17 protein-coding genes and 2 pseudogenes are annotated in these 18,775 nt (G+C 73.6%); 7 read left to right on the top strand and 12 right to left on the bottom strand.

Annotated elements, in window-relative coordinates; all coding sequences use genetic code 11:
• Positions 1–73 precede the first annotated feature (73 nt).
• The 5 genes and pseudogenes from ACH4TG_RS15690 to ACH4TG_RS15670 all read right to left on the bottom strand — a co-directional run bounded on the left by ACH4TG_RS15690 (position 74) and on the right by ACH4TG_RS15670 (position 2,479).
• Positions 74–445 carry a YybH family protein gene (locus ACH4TG_RS15690; RefSeq protein WP_398242818.1) on the bottom strand — a complete coding sequence of 124 codons (372 nt, stop codon included), beginning with the start codon at positions 443–445 and terminating at the stop codon, positions 74–76.
• 176 nt (positions 446–621) lie between these two features.
• Positions 622–981: pseudogene (locus tag ACH4TG_RS15685) on the bottom strand (SDR family NAD(P)-dependent oxidoreductase); the annotation flags it as partial.
• Between the two features lie 184 nt (positions 982–1,165).
• Positions 1,166–1,291: pseudogene (locus tag ACH4TG_RS15680) on the bottom strand (helix-turn-helix domain-containing protein); the annotation flags it as partial.
• 96 nt (positions 1,292–1,387) lie between these two features.
• Entirely contained in the window at positions 1,388–1,777 is a 390-nt protein-coding gene (locus tag ACH4TG_RS15675; protein ID WP_398242817.1) for a hypothetical protein, read from the bottom strand.
• 6 nt (positions 1,778–1,783) lie between these two features.
• Complete coding sequence (locus tag ACH4TG_RS15670) at positions 1,784–2,479, bottom strand: hypothetical protein (RefSeq protein WP_398242816.1); 696 nt, start codon at positions 2,477–2,479, stop codon at positions 1,784–1,786.
• Between the two features lie 328 nt (positions 2,480–2,807).
• Here ACH4TG_RS15670 and ACH4TG_RS15665 point away from each other — a divergent pair, with 328 nt between their 5' ends.
• A complete protein-coding gene (locus ACH4TG_RS15665) occupies positions 2,808–3,560 on the top strand; it encodes an SDR family NAD(P)-dependent oxidoreductase (RefSeq protein WP_398242815.1) in 753 nt (250 codons plus the stop codon).
• 235 nt (positions 3,561–3,795) lie between these two features.
• Positions 3,796–5,079 carry a YhgE/Pip domain-containing protein gene (locus ACH4TG_RS15660; RefSeq protein ID WP_398242814.1) on the top strand — a complete coding sequence of 428 codons (1,284 nt, stop codon included), beginning with the start codon at positions 3,796–3,798 and terminating at the stop codon, positions 5,077–5,079.
• Between the two features lie 17 nt (positions 5,080–5,096).
• Here the strand turns inward: ACH4TG_RS15660 and ACH4TG_RS15655 are convergent, their stop codons facing one another.
• The 3 genes from ACH4TG_RS15655 to ACH4TG_RS15645 form a co-directional block, all read right to left on the bottom strand.
• A complete protein-coding gene (locus ACH4TG_RS15655) occupies positions 5,097–6,047 on the bottom strand; it encodes an SDR family NAD(P)-dependent oxidoreductase (protein WP_398243049.1) in 951 nt (316 codons plus the stop codon).
• 50 nt (positions 6,048–6,097) lie between these two features.
• Complete coding sequence (locus ACH4TG_RS15650; protein WP_398242813.1) at positions 6,098–6,505, bottom strand: carboxymuconolactone decarboxylase family protein; 408 nt, start codon at positions 6,503–6,505, stop codon at positions 6,098–6,100.
• 137 nt (positions 6,506–6,642) lie between these two features.
• On the bottom strand, positions 6,643–7,581 hold the full coding sequence (locus ACH4TG_RS15645) for an NADP-dependent oxidoreductase (protein ID WP_398242812.1): 939 nt from the start codon (positions 7,579–7,581) through the stop codon (positions 6,643–6,645).
• Between the two features lie 130 nt (positions 7,582–7,711).
• Between ACH4TG_RS15645 and ACH4TG_RS15640 the strand changes: the two genes are divergently transcribed.
• The 3 genes from ACH4TG_RS15640 to ACH4TG_RS15630 all read left to right on the top strand — a co-directional run bounded on the left by ACH4TG_RS15640 (position 7,712) and on the right by ACH4TG_RS15630 (position 10,716).
• Positions 7,712–8,662: a LysR family transcriptional regulator gene (locus ACH4TG_RS15640; RefSeq protein WP_398242811.1), complete on the top strand. Its 951-nt coding sequence runs from the start codon at positions 7,712–7,714 to the stop codon at positions 8,660–8,662.
• A gap of 168 nt (positions 8,663–8,830) precedes the next feature.
• Positions 8,831–9,517 (top strand): hypothetical protein, encoded by a 687-nt coding sequence (locus ACH4TG_RS15635; protein ID WP_398242810.1) that lies wholly within the window; start codon positions 8,831–8,833, stop codon positions 9,515–9,517.
• Positions 9,518–9,786: 269 nt separating this feature from the next.
• Positions 9,787–10,716: an NADP-dependent oxidoreductase gene (locus ACH4TG_RS15630; RefSeq protein WP_398242809.1), complete on the top strand. Its 930-nt coding sequence runs from the start codon at positions 9,787–9,789 to the stop codon at positions 10,714–10,716.
• Positions 10,717–10,812: 96 nt separating this feature from the next.
• Here ACH4TG_RS15630 and ACH4TG_RS15625 read toward each other — a convergent pair whose 3' ends face one another.
• Positions 10,813–11,664 (bottom strand): nitroreductase family deazaflavin-dependent oxidoreductase, encoded by an 852-nt coding sequence (locus tag ACH4TG_RS15625; protein ID WP_398242808.1) that lies wholly within the window; start codon positions 11,662–11,664, stop codon positions 10,813–10,815.
• A 100-nt stretch (positions 11,665–11,764) separates the two neighbouring features.
• On the opposite strand from ACH4TG_RS15625, the gene ACH4TG_RS15620 reads away from it, so the two are divergent.
• Positions 11,765–12,118, top strand: a complete 354-nt coding sequence (locus tag ACH4TG_RS15620; RefSeq protein WP_398242807.1) for an antibiotic biosynthesis monooxygenase family protein — start codon at positions 11,765–11,767, stop codon at positions 12,116–12,118.
• Between the two features lie 67 nt (positions 12,119–12,185).
• Here ACH4TG_RS15620 and ACH4TG_RS15615 read toward each other — a convergent pair whose 3' ends face one another.
• Entirely contained in the window at positions 12,186–13,538 is a 1,353-nt protein-coding gene (locus tag ACH4TG_RS15615; RefSeq protein WP_398242806.1) for a HEAT repeat domain-containing protein, read from the bottom strand.
• Positions 13,539–13,800: 262 nt separating this feature from the next.
• Between ACH4TG_RS15615 and ACH4TG_RS15610 the strand changes: the two genes are divergently transcribed.
• Complete coding sequence (locus ACH4TG_RS15610; RefSeq protein WP_398242805.1) at positions 13,801–13,953, top strand: hypothetical protein; 153 nt, start codon at positions 13,801–13,803, stop codon at positions 13,951–13,953.
• On the opposite strand, the gene ACH4TG_RS15605 is transcribed toward ACH4TG_RS15610, so the two are convergent.
• Together ACH4TG_RS15605 and ACH4TG_RS15600 are read right to left on the bottom strand one after the other, a co-directional pair.
• Positions 13,942–15,009: a DNA polymerase thumb domain-containing protein gene (locus ACH4TG_RS15605; protein WP_398242804.1), complete on the bottom strand. Its 1,068-nt coding sequence runs from the start codon at positions 15,007–15,009 to the stop codon at positions 13,942–13,944. The two genes, ACH4TG_RS15610 and ACH4TG_RS15605, sit on opposite strands and share 12 nt — an antisense overlap.
• Positions 15,006–18,476 (bottom strand): DNA polymerase III subunit alpha, encoded by a 3,471-nt coding sequence (locus tag ACH4TG_RS15600; RefSeq protein ID WP_398242803.1) that lies wholly within the window; start codon positions 18,474–18,476, stop codon positions 15,006–15,008. The genes ACH4TG_RS15605 and ACH4TG_RS15600 overlap by 4 nt, the downstream gene beginning before the upstream one ends.
• Positions 18,477–18,775 lie beyond the last annotated feature (299 nt).

Here is an 18,775-nt window from a genome sequence, read left to right as displayed (position 1 = left end):
TTTGTCGCACCCGGTCGGGCGAGCGGGAGGGACAAACCCCGATCACCGCGGGCGCGGGCCGCCGGCACCGCGGTCAGGGCAGCAGCGAGACCTGGTAGTGGGCGATGGACCAGCTCTCGCCGACCCGCTTCACCAGCAGGCCGAGGTTGACCGTCAGCGGGGCCCGGTCGGTGAAGGCGAACACCACCTTCTGGTAGCCGAACACGACGTCGTCGGCGAGCCGCCGGGTCTCGAGGATCTCGTACTCGGCCGTCATGCCGAGGGGTTGGGACGCGTAGTACGCGGCCACACCCGCCCGCCCCACGCTGTACGGGTGCAGGCCCTGGAACACCGCGTCCTCGGTGAAGCCGGCGGAGACCCGCTCGGGTTCGTGGGCGTCGACGGCCGCCTTCCACGCGTCGAGAACGGAGCGCAGGATCGTGGCGCTGTCCGTCGGACTGGTCATCGGGGTCTCCTTGGCTGTCGGTCCTCGGGTCTGCGCCACGCCTGCGGGCCGGACCTCAGGCCGCGGCCGGGAGGCCGCCGGCCCCCGAGGGGTCATTGTCCTGACATGTGCGGCGGGGCCGCCACCGCGGGCGAGCCGGGTGACGGCCCCGCTCCTGGCGCGCGTCGCCGGCCGGCTCAGTGGCCGGCGCTCATCCCGCCGTCGACGTGCAGGATCTCGCCCGTGACGAACGGGGCGTTCTCCAGGCGGAGCACGGCGTCCACGACGTCGCTCGGCTCGCCCATCCGGCCGACCGGGTGCCGACCGGCGAGGACCTCATGGGCCTCCACGGGGTGCATCGGGGTGTTCACGGTGCCCGGGGACACGGCGTTGACCCGGACACCGCGGGTCGCGTACTCGATGGCCAGCGACTCGGTGGCGGACTGGAGGCCGCCCTTGGTCAGCGAGGCCGGCGCGGACGGCACGCGCGCGTCGGCGCTGTCGACCAGGCTGGCGATGATGTCGGTGATGTGGCCGCCGCCCTGGGCCAGCATCTGACCGCAGCCCCGCGATGCGAAGTCAAAGGCTGGAAAGCACCTGGTCAGGACCTGTTTTCACGTACCTGGGAGGCGCCGACTCCCAGCGCAGGCAGGCGCCGGTGCGACCGCCGTCCTGCCGGCGGTCGGAGGGCTCCGCGGACCCCGCTCCCAGGATGGCGAGGCAGCTCGGCCACAGGGCGCCGCTGCCCTTGGGAACGCCGGCCGCCCGGCAGATCTCCGCGGTGCCCAGCGCCGCGTAACCCCGCTGCGCCATGAGCGTCCGCGCGGCGCCGACGATCCTCTCGCGTGCGGTGCTGGTACGGCCCATGGCGCCAAAATACGACCGGCCGACTACCCGCCGGACGGGACGGCCGGGCCGCGGGCCGTCCCGCCCGTCATCCGCCGGGCAGGGCGTACCCGTCGCTCACCCCACTCCCTCGATGACCGCCTGGAGGGCCGCACCGCTGAGGTCGACGACGACGGCGTCCGCCTGGAGCTCCACCGGGAGGTGCCGGCGCTGTTCTTCGGTACCCAGGATGGCCACCCCCTCCGGCAGGAGGACGACGGCGTCCAGCTGTTCCGCCAGGTCGGCGACGATGTCGAGGATCCCGCCCCAGGAGAACCGGCTGACCGCGACGCTGCCCGGGCCCGCGTAGACGTCGGCCTCACCGCCGTCGCCCGCCCGGATCCGGGTGAACCCGTACTCCGGCATGCTGCTCACGACGTGGGGCGCCAGCAGCTTGCGCCCCAACGCGTCGTCCATCGCGGCGGCATCGCCGTGCGCGAACCGCTGGACGTAGATGCCGTAGCTCACGGCCCGTCAGGCGCCGGCCGGTTCGGCCTTGTCCGACGGCTCGTCGGACGAGCCCTGGGTGGACGCGTAGAAGACGGAGGAGCCCTGCTTGCTGCGGTGGGCCAGGCCCTTGGCGACCAGGCTCTCCGCCGTGGTGCGCACGACCGTCGCCTTGATCCCGCGGTCGGGGTGGCTCGTGGTCAAGGACGCGGTGATCTCGGCTGCCGAGCGAGGCTCGGCGTGTCCGGCGAGGTGCTGGCGCACCAGGGCGATCAGCGTCGGCTTGGCCTCCTTCCCCGCCGCCTTCCCGGCGGCCTTCTCCGCGGCCTTCGCCTCCGGCTTCTTCGCGTCGGCCGGCTCGGCCTTCCTGGTGCTGCTCGGCTCGGCCTTCCTGCGCCGCGCGGGCTTGGACACGCCACTCCTGCGGCGTGGCGCGGGAACGTTCGCCGAGCCGGTGTCCGTGCTGCCGGCGTCCGAAGGCTGCTGGGACTCGGCCTCCTGGCCGCCCGGCGCCTGCTGGGCCCCGGCGCCCTGGCCGCCCAGCGCCTGCTGGACGCTCACCAGGAGCGCGTGATCGCCCTCCAGTGCGTCCAACTGCGCCTTCAAAGCGGCCATTTCGGCTGCGATGCGCTGCTGTTCCTGCGTGTTGTGCTCAAGGTCCGTGGCCACTTGGGCCACATACTGCGCCTTGATGTCGGGGGTCTCCAACGAGGTCTGCGACATGGCCAGTTCCTTCTCCTTGCACGGTGGACTGGGCAGGGATCGTACCTTGCGTGCACCTCATGCCTCATGTCCAGGTATGAGACCGCGCGCCCCGATCTCCGCGGAGAGCCCCTCGGCTTCGGTTGCCGAAAAGCAGAAACACGGCACGGGAAGTGGTTGACGTTCGCGCTTATGGCGCATATCGGCGATGCCGATGGCGCGATCGGAATCCCCGGAGATATTCGACGCTTGGCACTTCCGTCACCTCATAAATGAGGGGACGGAGCGGTGGAGAGCGACGTGCGCGGCTCCTCCGGCTCCGACACTTCCATGGCGAAGGAAAGCACTCATGGGTTCGATCGATCTGGCCGGCCGTGTGGCGCTGGTGACCGGGGCGACCAGCGGAATCGGCGCGGCGACGGCCGAGTTGTTCGCCGAGCGCGGCGCGTACGTGCTGGTCGCCGGTCGCGACGCGGTACGTGGCGAGTCCGTCGTCGCCGGTATCCGGGAAAGGGGCGGGAAGGCCGACTTTCTCGCCGCCGATCTGGCGGACGCAGATTCGGCGCACCGGCTCGCGCAGCAGGCGACGGAATTGGGCGGAGGAGCGGTGGACATCCTCGTGAACAGCGCCGGCGTCTTCCCGTTCGGGCCGACCGCGGACGCGTCCGCACGGGACGTGGACGCCGTGTACGACCTGAACGTGAAGGTGCCCTTCCACCTTGTGGCACGGCTCGCCCCGGCGATGGCCGGGCGCGGGTCCGGGGCCATCGTGAACGTCAGCACGATGGTCGCGGAGTACGGCGCGGCCGGGATGGCCCTGTACGGCTCCAGCAAGGCGGCGCTCAACCTGCTGACCAAGGCGTGGGCCGCCGAGTTCGGCCCCAGCGGGGTGCGGGTCAACGCGGTCGAGCCCGGGCCCACGCGTACGGGAGGAACGGCCGCCATGGGGGAGGGACTTGACGCCCTCGCCTCCCAAGCACCCGCCGGACGGCCCGCCGAGGCCCGGGAGATCGCCGAGGCGATCGCCTACCTGGCCGGCGACGCGGCGAGCTTCGTCCAGGGCGCGATCCTCCCGGTGGACGGGGGCCGCACGGCGGTCTGACGGTCGCCAGCAGCGGGGTCGTGCCTCGGCGGCACCCTCGTCCACGGCTCCGCCGCGGCCGCCGGCTGACCGCGCGAGCCGCCGTCGCCGCCTCCCCCCGGCCCCGGACCTTCCGGCCACCGCGTGCGGGCTGCGCACGTGTCGTGGGAGGGGGCCGGGGAGCGGGGGAGCTATCGTCGGCGGGACAGCGATCGCGGCTGCTGGGGGGCACCGGACGAGTACCTGATGGAGCGTCATGACCGCAGCGGGCTCCGAGCGCCCCCCGTCGCGTGCACGCGCGTCCGCGGTCGTGCGCCACGGCAGGCTGTGGATCGTGCCGACGGTCCTGTCCGCACTGGTCGCGCTCTTCCTGTCGCTGCTGTACATGGGCGGCATCGTTGACCCGAACGGCTCCCTGCACCGCCTGCCGATCGCCCTCGTCGACGCGGACCAGGGGCCACCGCTGCCCGGGCAGCAGCAGACGCTCGGCGAGCAGCTGAGCCGGGAGGTCGTCGCCTCCACGCCGTCGAAGTCCGTGGAGTGGCGCCGCCTGAGCCAGGCCCGGATGCAGGAGCAGATGGCGTCGGGCAAGATCTACGGCGCGCTGGTCGTCCCGGCCGACTTCACCCGGTCGGTGGGGGCGCTGACGACCACCGGCGCGCGCGTGCGGCCCACCCTCCTCACCCTGTCCAACCCCGGGCTCGGCAGCCTCGGTTCCTCGCTGGCGAGCCAGATCACCCAGCGCGCCGCGCACCAGAGCAGCCTGGCGATCGGCCGCGAACTCACCGCCCAGGCGACCGCCGCGGGTTCCGACGCCACCCTCCACGTACTGCTCGCCGACCCCGTGACCGTGACCACCCAGGTCGGCCACCCGATCGGCCGGCACAGCGGGCTGGGCCTGACCGCCTTCTACTACACGCTGCTCCTCGTCCTCACCGGCTTCGTGGGCGGGAACATCATCAACAACGGAGTCGACGCGGGCCTCGGCTACACCGACAACGAGATCGGGCCCTGGCACACGCGGCGGCCGACGGTCCCGATCAGCCGCACGCAGACCCTCCTGCTGAAGATGCTCATGACCGCGGGCATCGTCGTCCTCACCTCCAGCCTCGTCATGGTCGCCACGGTCGCGATCCTCGGCATGGACGCGTCGCACCTGCCGATGCTGTGGCTCTTCTCCTACTGCGCGAGCCTGGCCGTGGGCCTGGGGGTGCAGGCCATCAACGCGGCCTTCGGCGGCATCGGCCAGGTGGTGTCCATGTTCGTGTTCATCGCCCTGGCCCTGCCGTCCTCGGGGGCGACCGTCCCGCTGCAGGCCGTGCCCGGCTTCTACCGATTCCTGTCGCTGTTCGAGCCGATGCGGCAACTGTCCGACGGCGTGCGGGCGATCCTCTTCTTCGACGCCCGGGCCGACGCGGGGCTCAGCCGGGGCTGGGCCATGATCGGGATCGGCCTCGCCCTGGCCCTGCTCTTCGGCTTCGCGATGACCCGCTACTACGACCGCAAGGGCCTCGACCGGCTGACCCCCGTGTCCGGGTGAGCGAGGCCCGGGCGGGGTCAACCGGAGGATCGGAGCATCCGCTCCGACACGGTCCACAGGCGGGCCGCGTCGTCCTCGTCCAATGCATGGGGAAACACGCCGTGTTGCAGGCTCGGATCGGTGGTGACCTCGGCCTCGCTGCCGTCCTCGAAGTAGCGGCCGGTGACGCCATGGACGAGCGGGGAGGCGGCGAGGAGGACAGAGGTCGCGGCGCCCTGCTCGATGGTCCGCCAGGGGAACGAGTCGAAGGTAGCCTGGACTTCGGGGGTCATCGCGGCGAGCTGGTGGCGCAGCAGGTTGGTGCGGATCGTGCCCGGCATCACGGCGTTGGCGGTGATGCCGTCGCCGGCCCACCGCCGGGCCGCCTCGACGGCGAACAGCGAGTCGGCGGTCTTGGACTGCCCGTAGGCCGACCAGGGGTCGTAGGCCCGGTGCTGGAAGTGGATGTCGTCGAAGACGATCGGCGAGAGGTGATGGCCGTAGGAGCTGACCGCGACGATCCGCGCGCCCCGCGCGGCGGCGAGCGCCGGGCGCAGGCCCGTCGCCAGCGCGAAGTGGCCGAGGTGGTTGGTCGCGAACTGCAGCTCCCACCCTTGCGGCGTGCGGTGCAGGTCGGGCAGGGCCATGATGCCCGCGTTGTTCACCAGGATGTGCAGAGGCCCGTGCCAGGCATCGGCGAACCGGGCGACGGAGGCGGGGTCGGTGAGTTCCAGTTCGGCCGCCCTCACCCGGTCGTTGCCGGTCTTCGCGGTGATCTCCTCCGCCACCGTCTCGCCGGCCCCGGTGTCGCGGACCGCGAGCACCACCTCGGCGCCCGCCGCCGCCAGGGCGCGTGCGGTCTCGGCGCCGATACCCGCCGCCCCGCCGGTCACGACGGCCCGCCGGCCGCCGAGGTCGATTCCGGCGATGACGTCGTCCGCGGTGGACGCGGGCCCGAACGGGGTGGTGACCCGGGCGCGTTCCCGCATGGTCCCCATCGTCGCTCTCCCTTCGTTTGCTTCTCTCTCCGGCCGGACGGTCATGCCGCCTGCCGGGACGCGAGGAGTTCGCCGATCGACTGCGATGCCTGGACCGCGCGGGCGAAGCCGGCGGGGATCGTGGTGAGGTAGACGACCTCCTTCAACTCCTCCTCAGTGACACCGGCGTTGAGGGCGTAGCCGCCGTGGAGTTTGACGAAGTCGCCCAAGCCGAGCGCCGCGAAGGCCGCGACAAGGGCGAGTTGGCGGGTGCGCACGTCGAGAACCGTGCGGGCGAGCACCTCGCCGACGGCGTAGGAGGTGAGGGCGTTGGCCAGGAACGGGAACTCCCGGTCCAGGGCCTCCAGCAGTGCCGGGTCCGGGTCCCCGCTGAGCTCCGCGGCGATCCGCTCGCCGCGCTGCCGGCGGGTGGCCGTGGTCTCGTTCGGGTCGGGGGTGTCGGCGTTCATCGCGCCTTCCTCTCGTCTGGTCGGGCGTCGTCTGGTCGGGTGCCGTCTGGTCGGGTGCCGTCAGGTCGGATGCCGGGTCGGGTGCCGGGTCGGGTGCCGGGTCGGGGGCCGGGCAGAGCCGCCCCGTGCGCTGCGTGTCAGATGCGGACCACCGTCTTGCCGCGTGCCCCGGCGCCCCGCCGCAGCGCGCCGGGAACCTCGCTCAGGGCGATGGCCCGCTGGATCGGGACACTGATCCGTCCGGCGGCGGCCTCGGCGGTGATCCGCGCGAGCAGGTCCGGCTTGTCCCGCATCATGAAGTTGCTCACCGCGATCCGGTCCGAGGCGAGCAGGTCCTCGCCCGCGACGAGCGCCACGGACACCGCGGCGCCGCCGTCCCGCACCAGAGCGGCGTTGGCCGCGAACCGGGCCGGGTCGTCGGTCAGATCGAGGACGGCGTCCACTGCGCCGTGGGACCTGCGCACGAGCGCCGCCACATCGCCGGTCGTGTAGTCGACGGTCGCCGCGGCGCCGAGATCCCGGATCCAGCGGTCGGCGTCGGGCCGGGCGGTGGCGATCACCTCCACGCCGCGCGCCGTCGCGAGCTGGACGGCGAAGACCCCCACCCCGCCGGTGGCGCCGGCGATCAGAAGCGACTGTCCGGACCGCAGTCCCATGGCGTCGAGGGCGCCGAGCGCGGTCATGCCGGCGGTCGGCAGCGCCGCCGCGACGTCCGCGGGCATTCCGTCCGGGATCGGCTGGAGCGCCCCGCTGTCCGGGGTCTCGGTGACGACCGTGTACTGCGCGAAGGTGCCGTGACCCAGCGGGGCGCGCAGGAACTGGCCGTGCACGAGGTCGCCGGCGGCGAGCCCGCGCACCTCCTCGCCGACCTCCGTGACGCGACCCGCGCCGTCCACGCCGAGGACGAGCGGGAAGACCCGCGGCATGGGGAGCCGGCCCTCCGCGATCCCGGCGTCGATCGGGTTGACGGAGGCGGCCGCCAGCTCGACGAGGACCTCGCCCGCCGCCGGGCGGGGCGCGGGCAGGTCCATTGGCTCGGGCGTGGCGCCGGTGGCACCTACCGCAACTGCACGCATGGCATCTCTCCTGTTCGTCGGGCGGTCCACCGGCCGGTGGTGTCACCTGCCGGGGGCCTCACCCGCCAGTGAAGTCGCCGCCCGGACGGAACAGAAATACCGATCCGGGTCTTGTTGATACCCTGGAGGTATGAATGAGCTGGAGACGCGGCAGCTCCGGTACTTCGTCGCAGTGGCCGAGGAACTCCACTTCGGACGTGCGGCCGAGCGGCTCGGCATGGCGCAGCCGCCCCTCACACGGGCGATCAAGGAATTGGAGCGCCGGCTCGGGGTGCGGCTGCTGGAACGCACCACGCGCCAGGTCGGCCTCACCCCCGCCGGCGAGAGCCTCCTGGGGGACGCCCGGACCGCACTGGAGGCGGTCGGCGCCGCCGAGCGCCGCGCCCGGCATGCCGGCGCGGCCGAGCCGGCACTGCGGCTCGCCCTCAAGGCGGACATCGACGGCGGCCTGCTCCCGGACATCCTCGACGCCTACGCCCGGGAAGAGGCGTCCCTGCGCGTGGAGTTCGTCCTCGGCGGGGTCGGCGAGCAGGCGCAGGCGGTCAGGGACGGCCGTGCGGACGTCGCCCTGCTGCTCAGCCCGTTCGAACGCCGCGGCCTGGACAGCGAGCCGGTGCTCACCGAGCCGTTCCTGATCGCCCTCACGGCCGACGATCCGCTGGCCGCGCGCACATCCCTGCGCCTGGCCGACCTGGCGGGCTGGTCCCTGCCCGACGGATCGCCCGCAGAGCAGGGACCCATCTCCCAGGAGCACGGCATCAAGGGCGCGCCCCACCGGTCACGGCCGCCCGCCGGCCCCGCGTCCCTCGGGGACACCTCCCGGGACGCCTCGGACCTGCCGCAGATCTTCAAGCTGGTCGAGCTGGGACGCATGGTCTGCTTCTTCCCGAGATCGCTCACCGTCCGCTACCAGAGGCCCGGGATCGCCTACCTCCCGGTCGAGGACCTCGATCCGGTGACGCTGGCGGTGGCCTGGCCGCAGCAGTCCCGCTCGGCCGCCGTCGCCGCCTTTGTCCGCGTGGCAACCTCGGCGGCGGCGGCCACGCGGCAGGACCCGGCCGCACGGCCGTCACCCGGCTAGGTCCGCGCCCGGCGGCGGGGCACCCCAGGGCGCGTGGCCGGTGCCGGTGAGCCGTTCGACGGCGGCGGGAGCCGAGTCGCCGATCAGGTGGGGCGCACGCATGATGGAAGGGCGTACTGCCTTCAGAGCCGGCGGCTGCGGCCGCCGAGCAGCCAGGAGGAGGCTCCCGTGCACGAGAAGCTGCTTCACCGGGCCGGCAGCCGGCTCGTCCACCGGCACCATGACGAGCCCCCTTCGTCCGCTCGGACCGGACCCGACGGGTTCGGGCTCGACCAGGCCGATGTGGGCCGGTTCACCGCGGGCACGCTCGGCCCGCAGGACGAGGCGAGGCTCGCCCAGGAGGTGGCGGAGCTGCTGCCCCACGGCTGGGACCTCCCCTACAAACCGGAGGAGTCGCTGCGGCGCATCGTCACCCACCTCGGCGGTCAGGAGGAGCTGCTGGAGTGGCTGGACGGCTACCAGGGGCTGCCCCAGCTGACCGCGCGGATCTACGCCTTCCTCGGGCTGCTGGACCAGTACGGCGACGAGCCGGCCGTGGTCACCGCACTCCGCGAATCCCGCGGCCAGCAGCCGTACCCGGCGGGGCTGCGTGACTTCCTGGTGCCCCAGACCAACGAGGACACCCTGTCCAACCTGGGTTACCGGGTCGAGGAGTTCCTCTCGGAGGGGCAGGACGACAACGCCACGGCCCTCGCGCTGGCCACCGCGGACTGGCTGCGCCAGTCGCTCTCCCAGCCCGACGCTCCGCGGACCGACCCCGGCGACCTCGCCGACCTGGTGGGTCACGCCCGGACGGACATCGACGAGGCGGCCGCCTCGGGGAACGGCGGGGAAGGCGAGACGCGGCAGTCCTGACCGGTGGCTGTTCCACCCGTGCGACCGCCGCACCGCCGGCCCCGATCGCCGCGTTCGGCCCCGCCCGGCATCCGCGTCGCCCACCGATCGTCACCGGCGTGCTCACCGGCCGGCCGCAAGTGGCTCATCGCCTCGCCTGGGAAGTGGCCCACGCGCGGGGACCAGCCGCGGCATACGGTCGGGATCACGACGCGCGGCGTGCCCAATCTGTGCCCGGCTGATCCGCGCGTACTCCATCGCCGCTGCTGTCGACCCTCAGAGGAACCGCCATGCAAGCCATCACCGTCAGCGACCGTGAAGCCGGTGCCAGCGGACTCGCCCTGGCCGAACTGCCCTATCCGCACGCGTCCGAGAACGACGTCATCGTGCGCGTGCACGCCGCGGGTTTCACCCGCGGGGAACTGGACTGGCCCGCGACGTGGACCGACCGGGCGGGCCGGGACCGGACACCGAGCGTGCCGGGGCACGAACTGTCAGGAGTTGTCGCCGAGTTGGGGTACGGCACCACCGGACTCACCGTTGGCCAGCGGGTCTTCGGGTTGGCCGACTGGACCCGTGACGGCTCGCTGGCCGAGTACACCGCGGTCGAGGCCCGCAACCTGGCCCCGCTCCCCGCGGACATCGACCACACCACGGCCGCCGCGTTGCCGATCTCGGGACTGACCGCATGGCAGGGCCTGTTCGACCACGGGCAGCTCAGGACCGGGCAGACGATCGTGGTCCACGGCGCCGCCGGCGCTGTCGGGTCCGTCGCGGTCCAGCTCGCCCGCGAGGCGGGGGCCCGCGTGATCGCCACCGGCCGGTCCGCGGACCGGGACACCGCCCTCGGCCTGGGCGCCGACGCCTTCCTGGACCTCGGGGCCGACCGGCTGGAGGACGCCGGGGAGGCCGACGTCGTGTTCGATGTGATCGGCGGGGAGATCCTCGACCGCTCGGCCGCGCTGGTGCGCGCGGGCGGCTCCCTGGTCACCATCGCCGCGCCGCCCACCGTCACACCCCGGGACGGGCGCGCCGTCTTCTTCGTCGTCGAGCCCGACCGGGCCCGTCTCGCCGACCTCGCGCAACGTGTGAGGGACGGGCGCCTCAAGCCGATCGTCGGGAACGTGCGGCCGCTCGCCGAGACGCCCCAGGCCTTCGCGCCGGGCGGCCGTTCCGGGAAGACGATCATCCGCGTCGTGACGGACGACCCCGCGTCGTGAGGGACGACCCCGCGTCGGCGCACCGACCGTGACCCGCACGCCGCGCCGTGGGTGGGCCGGCCGGAGCGTCGAACCGCGCCCCGGCCGGGCGCCGCATCACGCGCGGCTGAGTTCGAGGACCGGGATGGTGCGGACTCCCGCCGTCTGGCGGGCGTACTCGGCGAAGCCGGGGTAGCGCCGGGCCTGCTCGGCGTAGACGCGGTCGCGTTCGGCGCCGGGCAGTTCGCGGACGGTCACCCGGTACGCGTCGGTTCCCCGTTCCACACTCCCGTCGCCGGCGGCGACCAGGTTGTGATACCACTCCGGGTTGGTGGGTGCCCCGGCCTTGGACGCGAAGACGTAGACGACGCCCGGGTCGGCCTCGTGCGGAAGGTACATCACCGGCGTCACGTACTCCTGCCGGCTCTTGCGGCCGAGGTGGTGCAGCAGGACGAGGGGGGCGCCCTCGAAGACCCCGCCGACCCTGCCCTCGTTCGCCCGGAACTCCGCGATGATCTGCGCGTTCCAGTCGTGCGCGTCGCTCATGTAGAACTCCCGCTGTCGTTGCGCGCCGGCAAGTCGCCCAGCCGGGTTCTGTCCGGCTCCGGCCGGACCCAGCGTATGCGTGAAAGTCCGCGGGCGGCCGGCTGCCCGGCGCCGCGGCCCGCGAATCACCGGGATCCGGTGACACCTCCTCACCTGACTGGCGGCGACGTGCACGGTCTTCCCCACGTCGTGCGTCGCGGCGCCGAAGAGGACCGCCTCGCGGTCGAAGTCGAGGCCGGGGCAGTGCTCCTCCAGCCGGCCGACCAGCCGGTGCGCGGCATCGTGGACGGCTCGCAGGTGGGCCGCCAGCCGGGGCGGGCAGCTCAGCGCGGACACCAGCTCCGCGGCACGATCCGGCAGCGGGAGCATCGGCGGGTCGGCGGTGCCGCGCATGGCCCGCGCGAGGGTGGGGTCGTTCGTCACCGCGTCAGGGTACTGACGGCCGCCTCCGCGCGTGCCCGATGCCAGGACGGCCTCGGCCAGGGGCTGGATCGCGGGGCGCAGGACGCCTTACGGTGATGCCATGAGTGATCATCAGGACGCGCCTGTCACGCCCGTCGAGGCATTCGAACCCCCCTACTACGTGGCCGTGTTCACCACGGTGCGCACCCAGGAGCAGGGCGGCTACAGCGAGACCAACGCGCGCATGGAGGATCTGGTGAAGGACGTCCCCGGCTACCTGGGGATGGACCACGCCCAGACGCCCGGCGGGTTGGGCATCACCGTCGGGTACTTCCGGGACGCCGACGCCCTCGCGGAGTGGCGGACCAACGCCGAGCACCGCGCGGCGCAGAAGCGCGGGCAGGCCGAGTGGTACCGGAACTACACGCTGCACGTGGCGAAAGTGGAGCGCAGCCACGGATTCACGCGCGCGTAGATCCCGCGGAACACGGGCGTGGCCGGCCCGTGTTGCCGTCGCGGGCGGCGCCGGCCCAGCCCTCGGATCAGGTGTCGCCGCGTTGCCGGCTGCGGTACCGCCAGAGGCCTCCCGGGCGGTGATCGTGTTCGAACTCCGGGCCGAGCGGCCCCACGAGGTCGTAGGCCTGCTCGGTGCGGGGGTCGTCGCGGAGGGCGAGGCCGAACGCGCCGGCCAGCCGCAGCTGCTGGTCCTCCTCCCGCATCAGGGCAGCGAGGGCTTCGGCCACCTCGCTGGTGCGGTCCGTGGAGTGCGAGAGGGTGGCGGCGGCACTGCCCCGGACGCCCGGCTCGGAGTCCTGGATCAGGGTGAGCAGCGCCTCCCGGACCGCGGGGTCGAGGTCGTACCGGCTGCTGAAGCACCCCGCCACGACCTCGCGCACCTCGGGGTCGGGGTCGCGGGTCATGACGAGAAGGGCGGCGGTGCCGGCCTCGCTCAGCGGCCCGGCGTCCCCGCTCCAGCAGTACGGCACTTCGCGGCGTACCCGCGGGTCGGGGTGGGCCATGAGCCGCAGGCCGATGGACTCCCGGGCGGCGTGGACCTCGTTGGTGTAGCAGTCCAGGATCTTGGCGAGGACGCGGCCGTCCGACTCCTCGAGGGCCCACGAGGCGAGGAAGTCCAGGTCCTCGCCGACCGGCCGGCCGGCAAAGCTCGCCCACCAGACCCGCCCCCACACGACGTCCGCGAGGAACAGCCGGTGCAGGGGGTCGGGATGGTCGCGCAGGCCGGTCAGGGCGGAACGGACCTCAGGGCTCCTGCTCCTGGACAGGATGTGGGTGACCTCGGACCAGTTGACGTGCGTCTCGTCCGGGTACCGCAACGCGCGAGCTGCGAGTTCCGCAACGGTCGGCAGCACGTCGAACGCCGCCTGCAACAAGGTGAGGACGCCGCTGTGCCCTGCTCGCACCGTGAGCCCGCCGAGTGAGACCTCCTCGACGCAGTCGTACCCCAGATCCTCGACCGTGCGCCGGGTCGCGGGGCCGGCGTCCCCGGTGCGCCGGCGCAGTTCCTCCTCCGCTCCGGTCTCGTACCAGTGCCGCGCCAGGTCGAGCAGCCGCTTCTGCTCGGCGTCGCTGAGGCGCTGCCGCGGTGCGTCGTCGAGCAGGGACCTGACGAGCGCCGGCGAGCCGAGATCGACGGCCCGCACGAGCGGTGTCGTGCCGTCCGGCAGTCCGGCGCCGGCGTCGGCGCCGGACTCGGTGAGGGCCATCACCGTGTCGTGGTCGAAGCCGGCCACGGCGGCGCAGAGCAGCGGAAGGCCGTCGGGACCCGACGCGTTCGGGTCGGCCCCCTCCGCCAGGCGGTCCTTGACCGCGTCGGCGTCCCTGCCCGTCACCGCCGCGACGAGTGCGCCGTCGAGCTCGTCCTGCGATGCCGCCATCCCGCCCCCTGATGAACCGTCGTCGTGCACGGTAGCGCCCCGAGAACACCCCGAGAAGACACGGAACCCGATCCTGGCGCCGGGTCACATTCGTACAAGACGGAGCCTGATGCCCAGGATCTCATCGCTGGTGGCCCAATGACCCACGCATTAAACTCCGTCGACTGCCGGGGAAGACCGCCGGCGTCCACGGACAGCCGCAGCCGGACCCAGACCGCCCTGCTGCGCTGACGAACACCGCAGCGGCGACGAAAGCACCGTCGTGGACCGTCCATGGCTGCTGCACTGGTACACCCGCTCCGATGTCGAGAAGCTCGCCGCGGCGGCCGGACTCACCACGGTGTCGGTCACCGACGAAGACGGCGACGACGTCGGCGGCGACGCCACCTCCTGGTGCTTCCGGCTACGGCGCTGAGCCGCGCCGCCGGTGGCCCCGGCCGGCGGAGGACGCCAGGCTCGCCGGAATGACGGCGTCGCTGCCGAACCGTGCCCGGGCGCGGTCCGCGGCGGCCTCCACCGCGCGGGCGCGGTCGTCCTCCGGATCGAAACTGAGCTGCCGCACCGCCTCCCCGTCCGGACGCAGTGCCTCCAACCGCAGCTGCACACGCCGGACCCGGGCCCGCTGCAGTCCCAACTGCTCGTACAGGGCGTACGCGGTCCGGGCCAGCGCGGCCGAGTGCGCGGTCGACTCGGGCAGCACCCGCTTGCGCACCGACGTGGACCTGTCCGCGTACCCCACCGTCAGCACCATCGCGCCGGCAACCTGCTCCTCCCGGCGCAACTGCCCACCCAACGCGTCCGCCAGCGACAGCAGCGCGGCGCGGTGCCGCTCGGGATCGAGCACGTCGGCCGGGAAGTCCACCGCCCTGGTGAGCGAGCGCGGCAGTTGTGCCGGGGTGACCGGCCGGGGGTCGATCCCCAGGGCCCGGTCACGGACCGCTCTGCCGGCCGTGCCGCCCAGGATCCGCTGCAGCGTCGCCAGCGGCAGGTCGGCGAGCGAGCCGACCGTGTGCAGACCGTACCGGCGCAGAGACTCGACGGTGGCCGGCCCGACGCCCGGCAGCGCCGCCACCGGCAGCGGACGGAGGAACGACGCCACGGCCTCCCGGGAGGCGCCGACGACGGTGACGCGGCCCGGCGGTGTGACGGACGCGGCCATCGCCGCGAGCTGACGGTTCGTCCCGGCCCCGACGCAGGCGCGGTCCAGCCCGAACAACGCCACCAGGCGCACCTGCACCAGGTACGCGATCCCCCGCAGATCCAGGCCCCAGAACCTCAGCGCACCCGTCACGTCCAGGTCCGCGCCGTCGGGCGGGATCGCCTGCACGACCGGCGTGATGTTCGCCAGCGACTCCAGGACCTCGGCGTACAGGGCCTCGCGGTGGCCGTCCGGAAGCAGCAACCGCACATGCAGCACCTGCCTCTCGCCGACGAGGGGCATCCCCGCGGCCGAGCCGCGAGCCCCGCTCATCCCGCGCTCCCCTGGCTGCGGTGCCCGAGCCGGCGCACGTCGGCCGACCGGGTCCCGGCGGGCTGCAGATCGCTGTACGGGTGCATCCGGGCGCCCGTGGTCGGGTCGGTCAGGGTGCGTTCGGGCTGCGCCGGGGTGGGCTGCGGCGCGTCCCGGCCGAGCAGCTCCAGCGCGGCCTCCGGTCCGCGGTCCCGGCGCACCGCGGCGACCGCGTCCAGGTCCCAGGCCATCTCGCCGACGACGGTGCGGCGGCGGCCGCGGACCTCGACGGTGCCGCGGACCAGCAGCAGACCGGAGTGGAAGACGGTGTGCGCGCACGCCTCGTGGGAGTCGTCGAAGAACGCGAGGTCGACCAGGCCGCTGCCGTCCTCCAGGGTCACGAAGATCACGCGCTTCCCCGAAGCGATCGGCGGGGTCTGGGTCGCCGAGCGCACACCGGCCACGAGGACCTGCTGCCCGCGGTGCAGGCGCTGCAGATGCACGGCGTCGGTGGCGCCGATCTCGCGGAGCAGCCGGTAGTGGTGCTCCATGAGGTGGTGGTCGACGTCGACCCCGAGGATCTGCAGCTGCGCGCCGACGGTCTCCCGGCGGCTCATCTCCGGCAGGCCGCTCGGCTCGCCCGCCCCCACCGGGCCCGTCCTGAGAGGGACCTGGCCGTGGCCGGCGGCCCGGGCCTTGGACTGGCGGTGCAGCTCGGTGATCTGCAGCAGCAGGTCCCGGCGGGTCACACCGTCCGGGCGCAGGCAGTCCAGCGCGCCGATCTGGGCGAGGCGTTCGGCCAGCGGCCGCGACGGGTGCGCCCGCTGCCAGAAGTCCGACAGCGACCGGTAGGGCCGGCCGTCCTGGACCCGCAGGCCCTCCTGCTCGGTGATGCCCCGCACCCCGGACAGCGCCAGCCGCACCCCCAGCCGCCGGTCGGTGTCGGGGCCGGCGGCCTCCACGCGGTAGTCGACGGTGGAGGCGTTGACGTCGACGGGCAGCACCGGCACACCGTGCCGGCGGAAGTCCGCGACGATGACCCGCGGCGGCCACATCCCGGGGTCGGCCTGGAGCAGCCCGGCGAGCAGCGCGGCCGGGTGGTGGGCCTTGAGCCAGGCCGACTGCAGGGCGGGCACCGCGAACGCGACGGCGTGCGCGCGGCAGAAGCCGTAGGCGCCGAACGCGGCGATGGTCTTCCAGACCTGGTCGCGGACCTCCTGGGAGTAGCCGCGGGCGGCCGACGTCTCGTGGAACCAGGCCTCGATCCCCGGCATCCGCTCGGCGTCGGCGAGCGCGCGGCGCGCGACCTCGCCGGCCGCCCGGTCGCAGCCGGTCATCACCGCGAAGGTGGCGATGATCTGCTCGTGCCAGATCGTCACCCCGTAGGTGTCCCGGAGCACCGGCTCCAGGTTCGGGTGCGCGTAGCTGGGCTGCGCGCCGTGCCTGGCCGCGATGTACCGCTCGGGCATCCCGCCGGCCACCGGGCCCGGCCGGAACAGCGAGATGTCGGCGATGACGTCCTGCGGGTCGCGGGGCTGCAGCCGCGACAGCAGGTCCTGCTGGCCGGGCGACTCCAGCTGGAACAGCCCGATCGTCCGGCTCTCCTGGATCAGCTTGAACGCGAAGAAGTCGTCCAGCGGGACCTGCGCCTGGTCGTCGAGGTCGATGCGGTCGCCGGTGACCCGTTCGATCTCGTCGACGGCGTGGGCCATGGCCGACTGCATCCGCACCCCGAGGACGTCGAGTTTGAGGTTGCCCTGGATCTCCACCTCTTCCTTGGCGGCCTGCAGCATCGGGTAGTCGCCCTGCGGGGTGGGCTGCACCGGCAGCCGGTCCAGCAGGGTCGCGTCGGAGATGATCACCCCGCACGGGTGCATCGCCATGCCGCGCACCAGCGCGTCCAGGCCCTCGGCCAGCTCGAACAGCGGCCCGAACCTCCCCGTGGCGGCCTCGGCCGCCAGGCCCCGCAGCTCCGGCAGCTCGGCCAGGGCGCTGCGGATGTCGCAGGCCCGGATGTGAGGAAACGATTTTGCAATCCGGTCGGCCTCGTAGGGGGCGATGCCCAGGGCGAGTGCGGTGTCCCGCAGCGCGTGGCGGGCCCGGTAGGTCTCGGGCATCGCGGTCACCCCGACCCGCTGCCGGCCGAAGCGCTCGAAGATCGCGTCGTAGCACTCCAGCCGCCGCTCGCTCTCCACGTCGAGGTCGATGTCGGGGAAGGAGTTCCGGCGCACGGACAGGAACCGCTCGAAGAGCAGGTGGTGCTCGATCGGGTTGGCGGTGGCGATCTTCAGGGCGTGGCAGATCATGCTTCCCGCCCCGGAGCCGCGGGCGGCGACGCGGATCCCCGACTCCCTGATGTCGGCGACGACCTGGCCGACGGCGAGGAAGTACGGCGCGTAGTCCAGGCGCGCCACCACGTCGAGTTCGTAGTCCAGGCGGTCCCTGGCCGCGCGGTCGCGGTCCAGGCCGCGGTCGGCCAGGCCGGCCAGGCTCCGCTGGCGCAGCAGCCGGTTGGCACCGTCAGGGCCCGGGTCCGCCCCCACCACGGAGGCCTCCGGGAAGTGCCGCGAGCCGATCCCCAGATCCTGCTGTGGATCGGCGCGGCAGGCGTCCGCGACCGCGGACGTGTCGGCCAGCAGCCGGCCCACGCGGCGCTCGCCCATTCCGGCGCACTCCACCACCCGCCGGGCGATCGCGGTCATCTGCTCCGGGCCGGCCAGCCAGCGCCGCCCGGAATCCAGACGCCGCGGATCGGCCGGGCGCAGCAGGCGCGCGGCATCGAGCACGTCGGCGAGCCGGTGGTGCGCCGGATCGGCGTAGCGGACCGCGTTGGTCAGCACGGCCGGGACCCGGACGCGGTCCGCCAGCGCCAGCGTGCGCGCGGCCAGCCGCAACGACCCGGGGCCGGTGCCGGCCGCGTCATGGCAGACCACCTCCAGCCGCACCCCCTCCCCGAACACCTCGCGCCACGGAGCCAGCAACCGCACGGCCTGGTCCTCACGGCCCGCGGCCAGCGCCCGGGCCGGCTCCGACATCGGCCCCAGCAGCACGATCAGCCCCTGCCCGCCCAGTTCGCGCAGCGCCTGCCACCCCACCTGCACCGGCCGGGCCTGACGGGCGGTGCCGTCATGCGCGGCCGACGTGATCCGGCACAGCCGGGCCCAGCCCGCACCATCGCGCGCGAGCAGCGTGAAGCGCAGCGCCGGCTCCCTGACGTGCGCACCGCCGCGGTCCGGGGTGCGCCGGCGCGGCGCCGGCGCACCCGGCACCACGGGCTCCACCGCCAGGTCGATCCCGAAGACCGGCCGCACCCCGGCGGCCGCGCAGGCCTGCGCGAAGCGCACGGTCCCGGTGACCGTGTCCCGGTCGGTCAGCGCCAGGGTGTCCATCCCGCGCTCGGCGGCCCGCTGGACCAGCTGCTCGGGGTGGGAGGCGCCGTACCGGGCGGAGTAACCGGACGCGACGTGCAGATGGGCGTAGCCCGCCATACCGCACCTCCATCACTCCACCCCATTTCATGCTATTCCAGTCCAAAACGGATCGCACGTTCGTTCGAATCGCAGCGTACAGCCCTGTCTCGGGCACGGCGACACGACACGGCGGACCTCACTCGTACGAGCGACGCCGCGCGCTGACCAGCCATGACGCAACTCGCGCCCGCCGTCCGGCACTTGCTGCGCCCTCGGGGTCGCGCAGGGCACCCGGAACGAGACCGACGCCACACGGGATGCCCCGGCGCCGGCACCGGGTACCGGGCGGGTCCGCCGGCGCGGCCCGGACGCGGTGG

It is taken from the genome of Streptomyces sp. NPDC020917 (assembly GCF_044333795.1).
Taxonomy (GTDB): domain Bacteria; phylum Actinomycetota; class Actinomycetes; order Streptomycetales; family Streptomycetaceae; genus Actinacidiphila.
The sequence above is the reverse complement of the archived record's forward strand: the minus strand, read 5'-3'. Positions and strand labels throughout refer to the sequence as shown.

Excerpts from the sequence above, each read along its gene's own strand:
- ACH4TG_RS15690 (WP_398242818.1), bottom strand. The coding sequence starts at position 445 with ATGACCAGTCCGACGGACAGCGCCACGATCCTGCGCTCCGTTCTCGAC.
- ACH4TG_RS15670 (WP_398242816.1), bottom strand. The coding sequence starts at position 2,479 with ATGTCGCAGACCTCGTTGGAGACCCCCGACATCAAGGCGCAGTATGTG.
- ACH4TG_RS15665 (WP_398242815.1), top strand. The coding sequence starts at position 2,808 with ATGGGTTCGATCGATCTGGCCGGCCGTGTGGCGCTGGTGACCGGGGCG.
- ACH4TG_RS15660 (WP_398242814.1), top strand. The coding sequence starts at position 3,796 with ATGACCGCAGCGGGCTCCGAGCGCCCCCCGTCGCGTGCACGCGCGTCC.
- ACH4TG_RS15655 (WP_398243049.1), bottom strand. The coding sequence starts at position 6,047 with ATGCGGGAACGCGCCCGGGTCACCACCCCGTTCGGGCCCGCGTCCACC.
- ACH4TG_RS15650 (WP_398242813.1), bottom strand. The coding sequence starts at position 6,505 with ATGAACGCCGACACCCCCGACCCGAACGAGACCACGGCCACCCGCCGG.
- ACH4TG_RS15645 (WP_398242812.1), bottom strand. The coding sequence starts at position 7,581 with ATGCGTGCAGTTGCGGTAGGTGCCACCGGCGCCACGCCCGAGCCAATG.
- ACH4TG_RS15640 (WP_398242811.1), top strand. The coding sequence starts at position 7,712 with ATGAATGAGCTGGAGACGCGGCAGCTCCGGTACTTCGTCGCAGTGGCC.
- ACH4TG_RS15630 (WP_398242809.1), top strand. The coding sequence starts at position 9,787 with ATGCAAGCCATCACCGTCAGCGACCGTGAAGCCGGTGCCAGCGGACTC.
- ACH4TG_RS15620 (WP_398242807.1), top strand. The coding sequence starts at position 11,765 with ATGAGTGATCATCAGGACGCGCCTGTCACGCCCGTCGAGGCATTCGAA.
- ACH4TG_RS15615 (WP_398242806.1), bottom strand. The coding sequence starts at position 13,538 with ATGGCGGCATCGCAGGACGAGCTCGACGGCGCACTCGTCGCGGCGGTG.
- ACH4TG_RS15605 (WP_398242804.1), bottom strand. The coding sequence starts at position 15,009 with ATGAGCGGGGCTCGCGGCTCGGCCGCGGGGATGCCCCTCGTCGGCGAG.
- ACH4TG_RS15600 (WP_398242803.1), bottom strand. The coding sequence starts at position 18,476 with ATGGCGGGCTACGCCCATCTGCACGTCGCGTCCGGTTACTCCGCCCGG.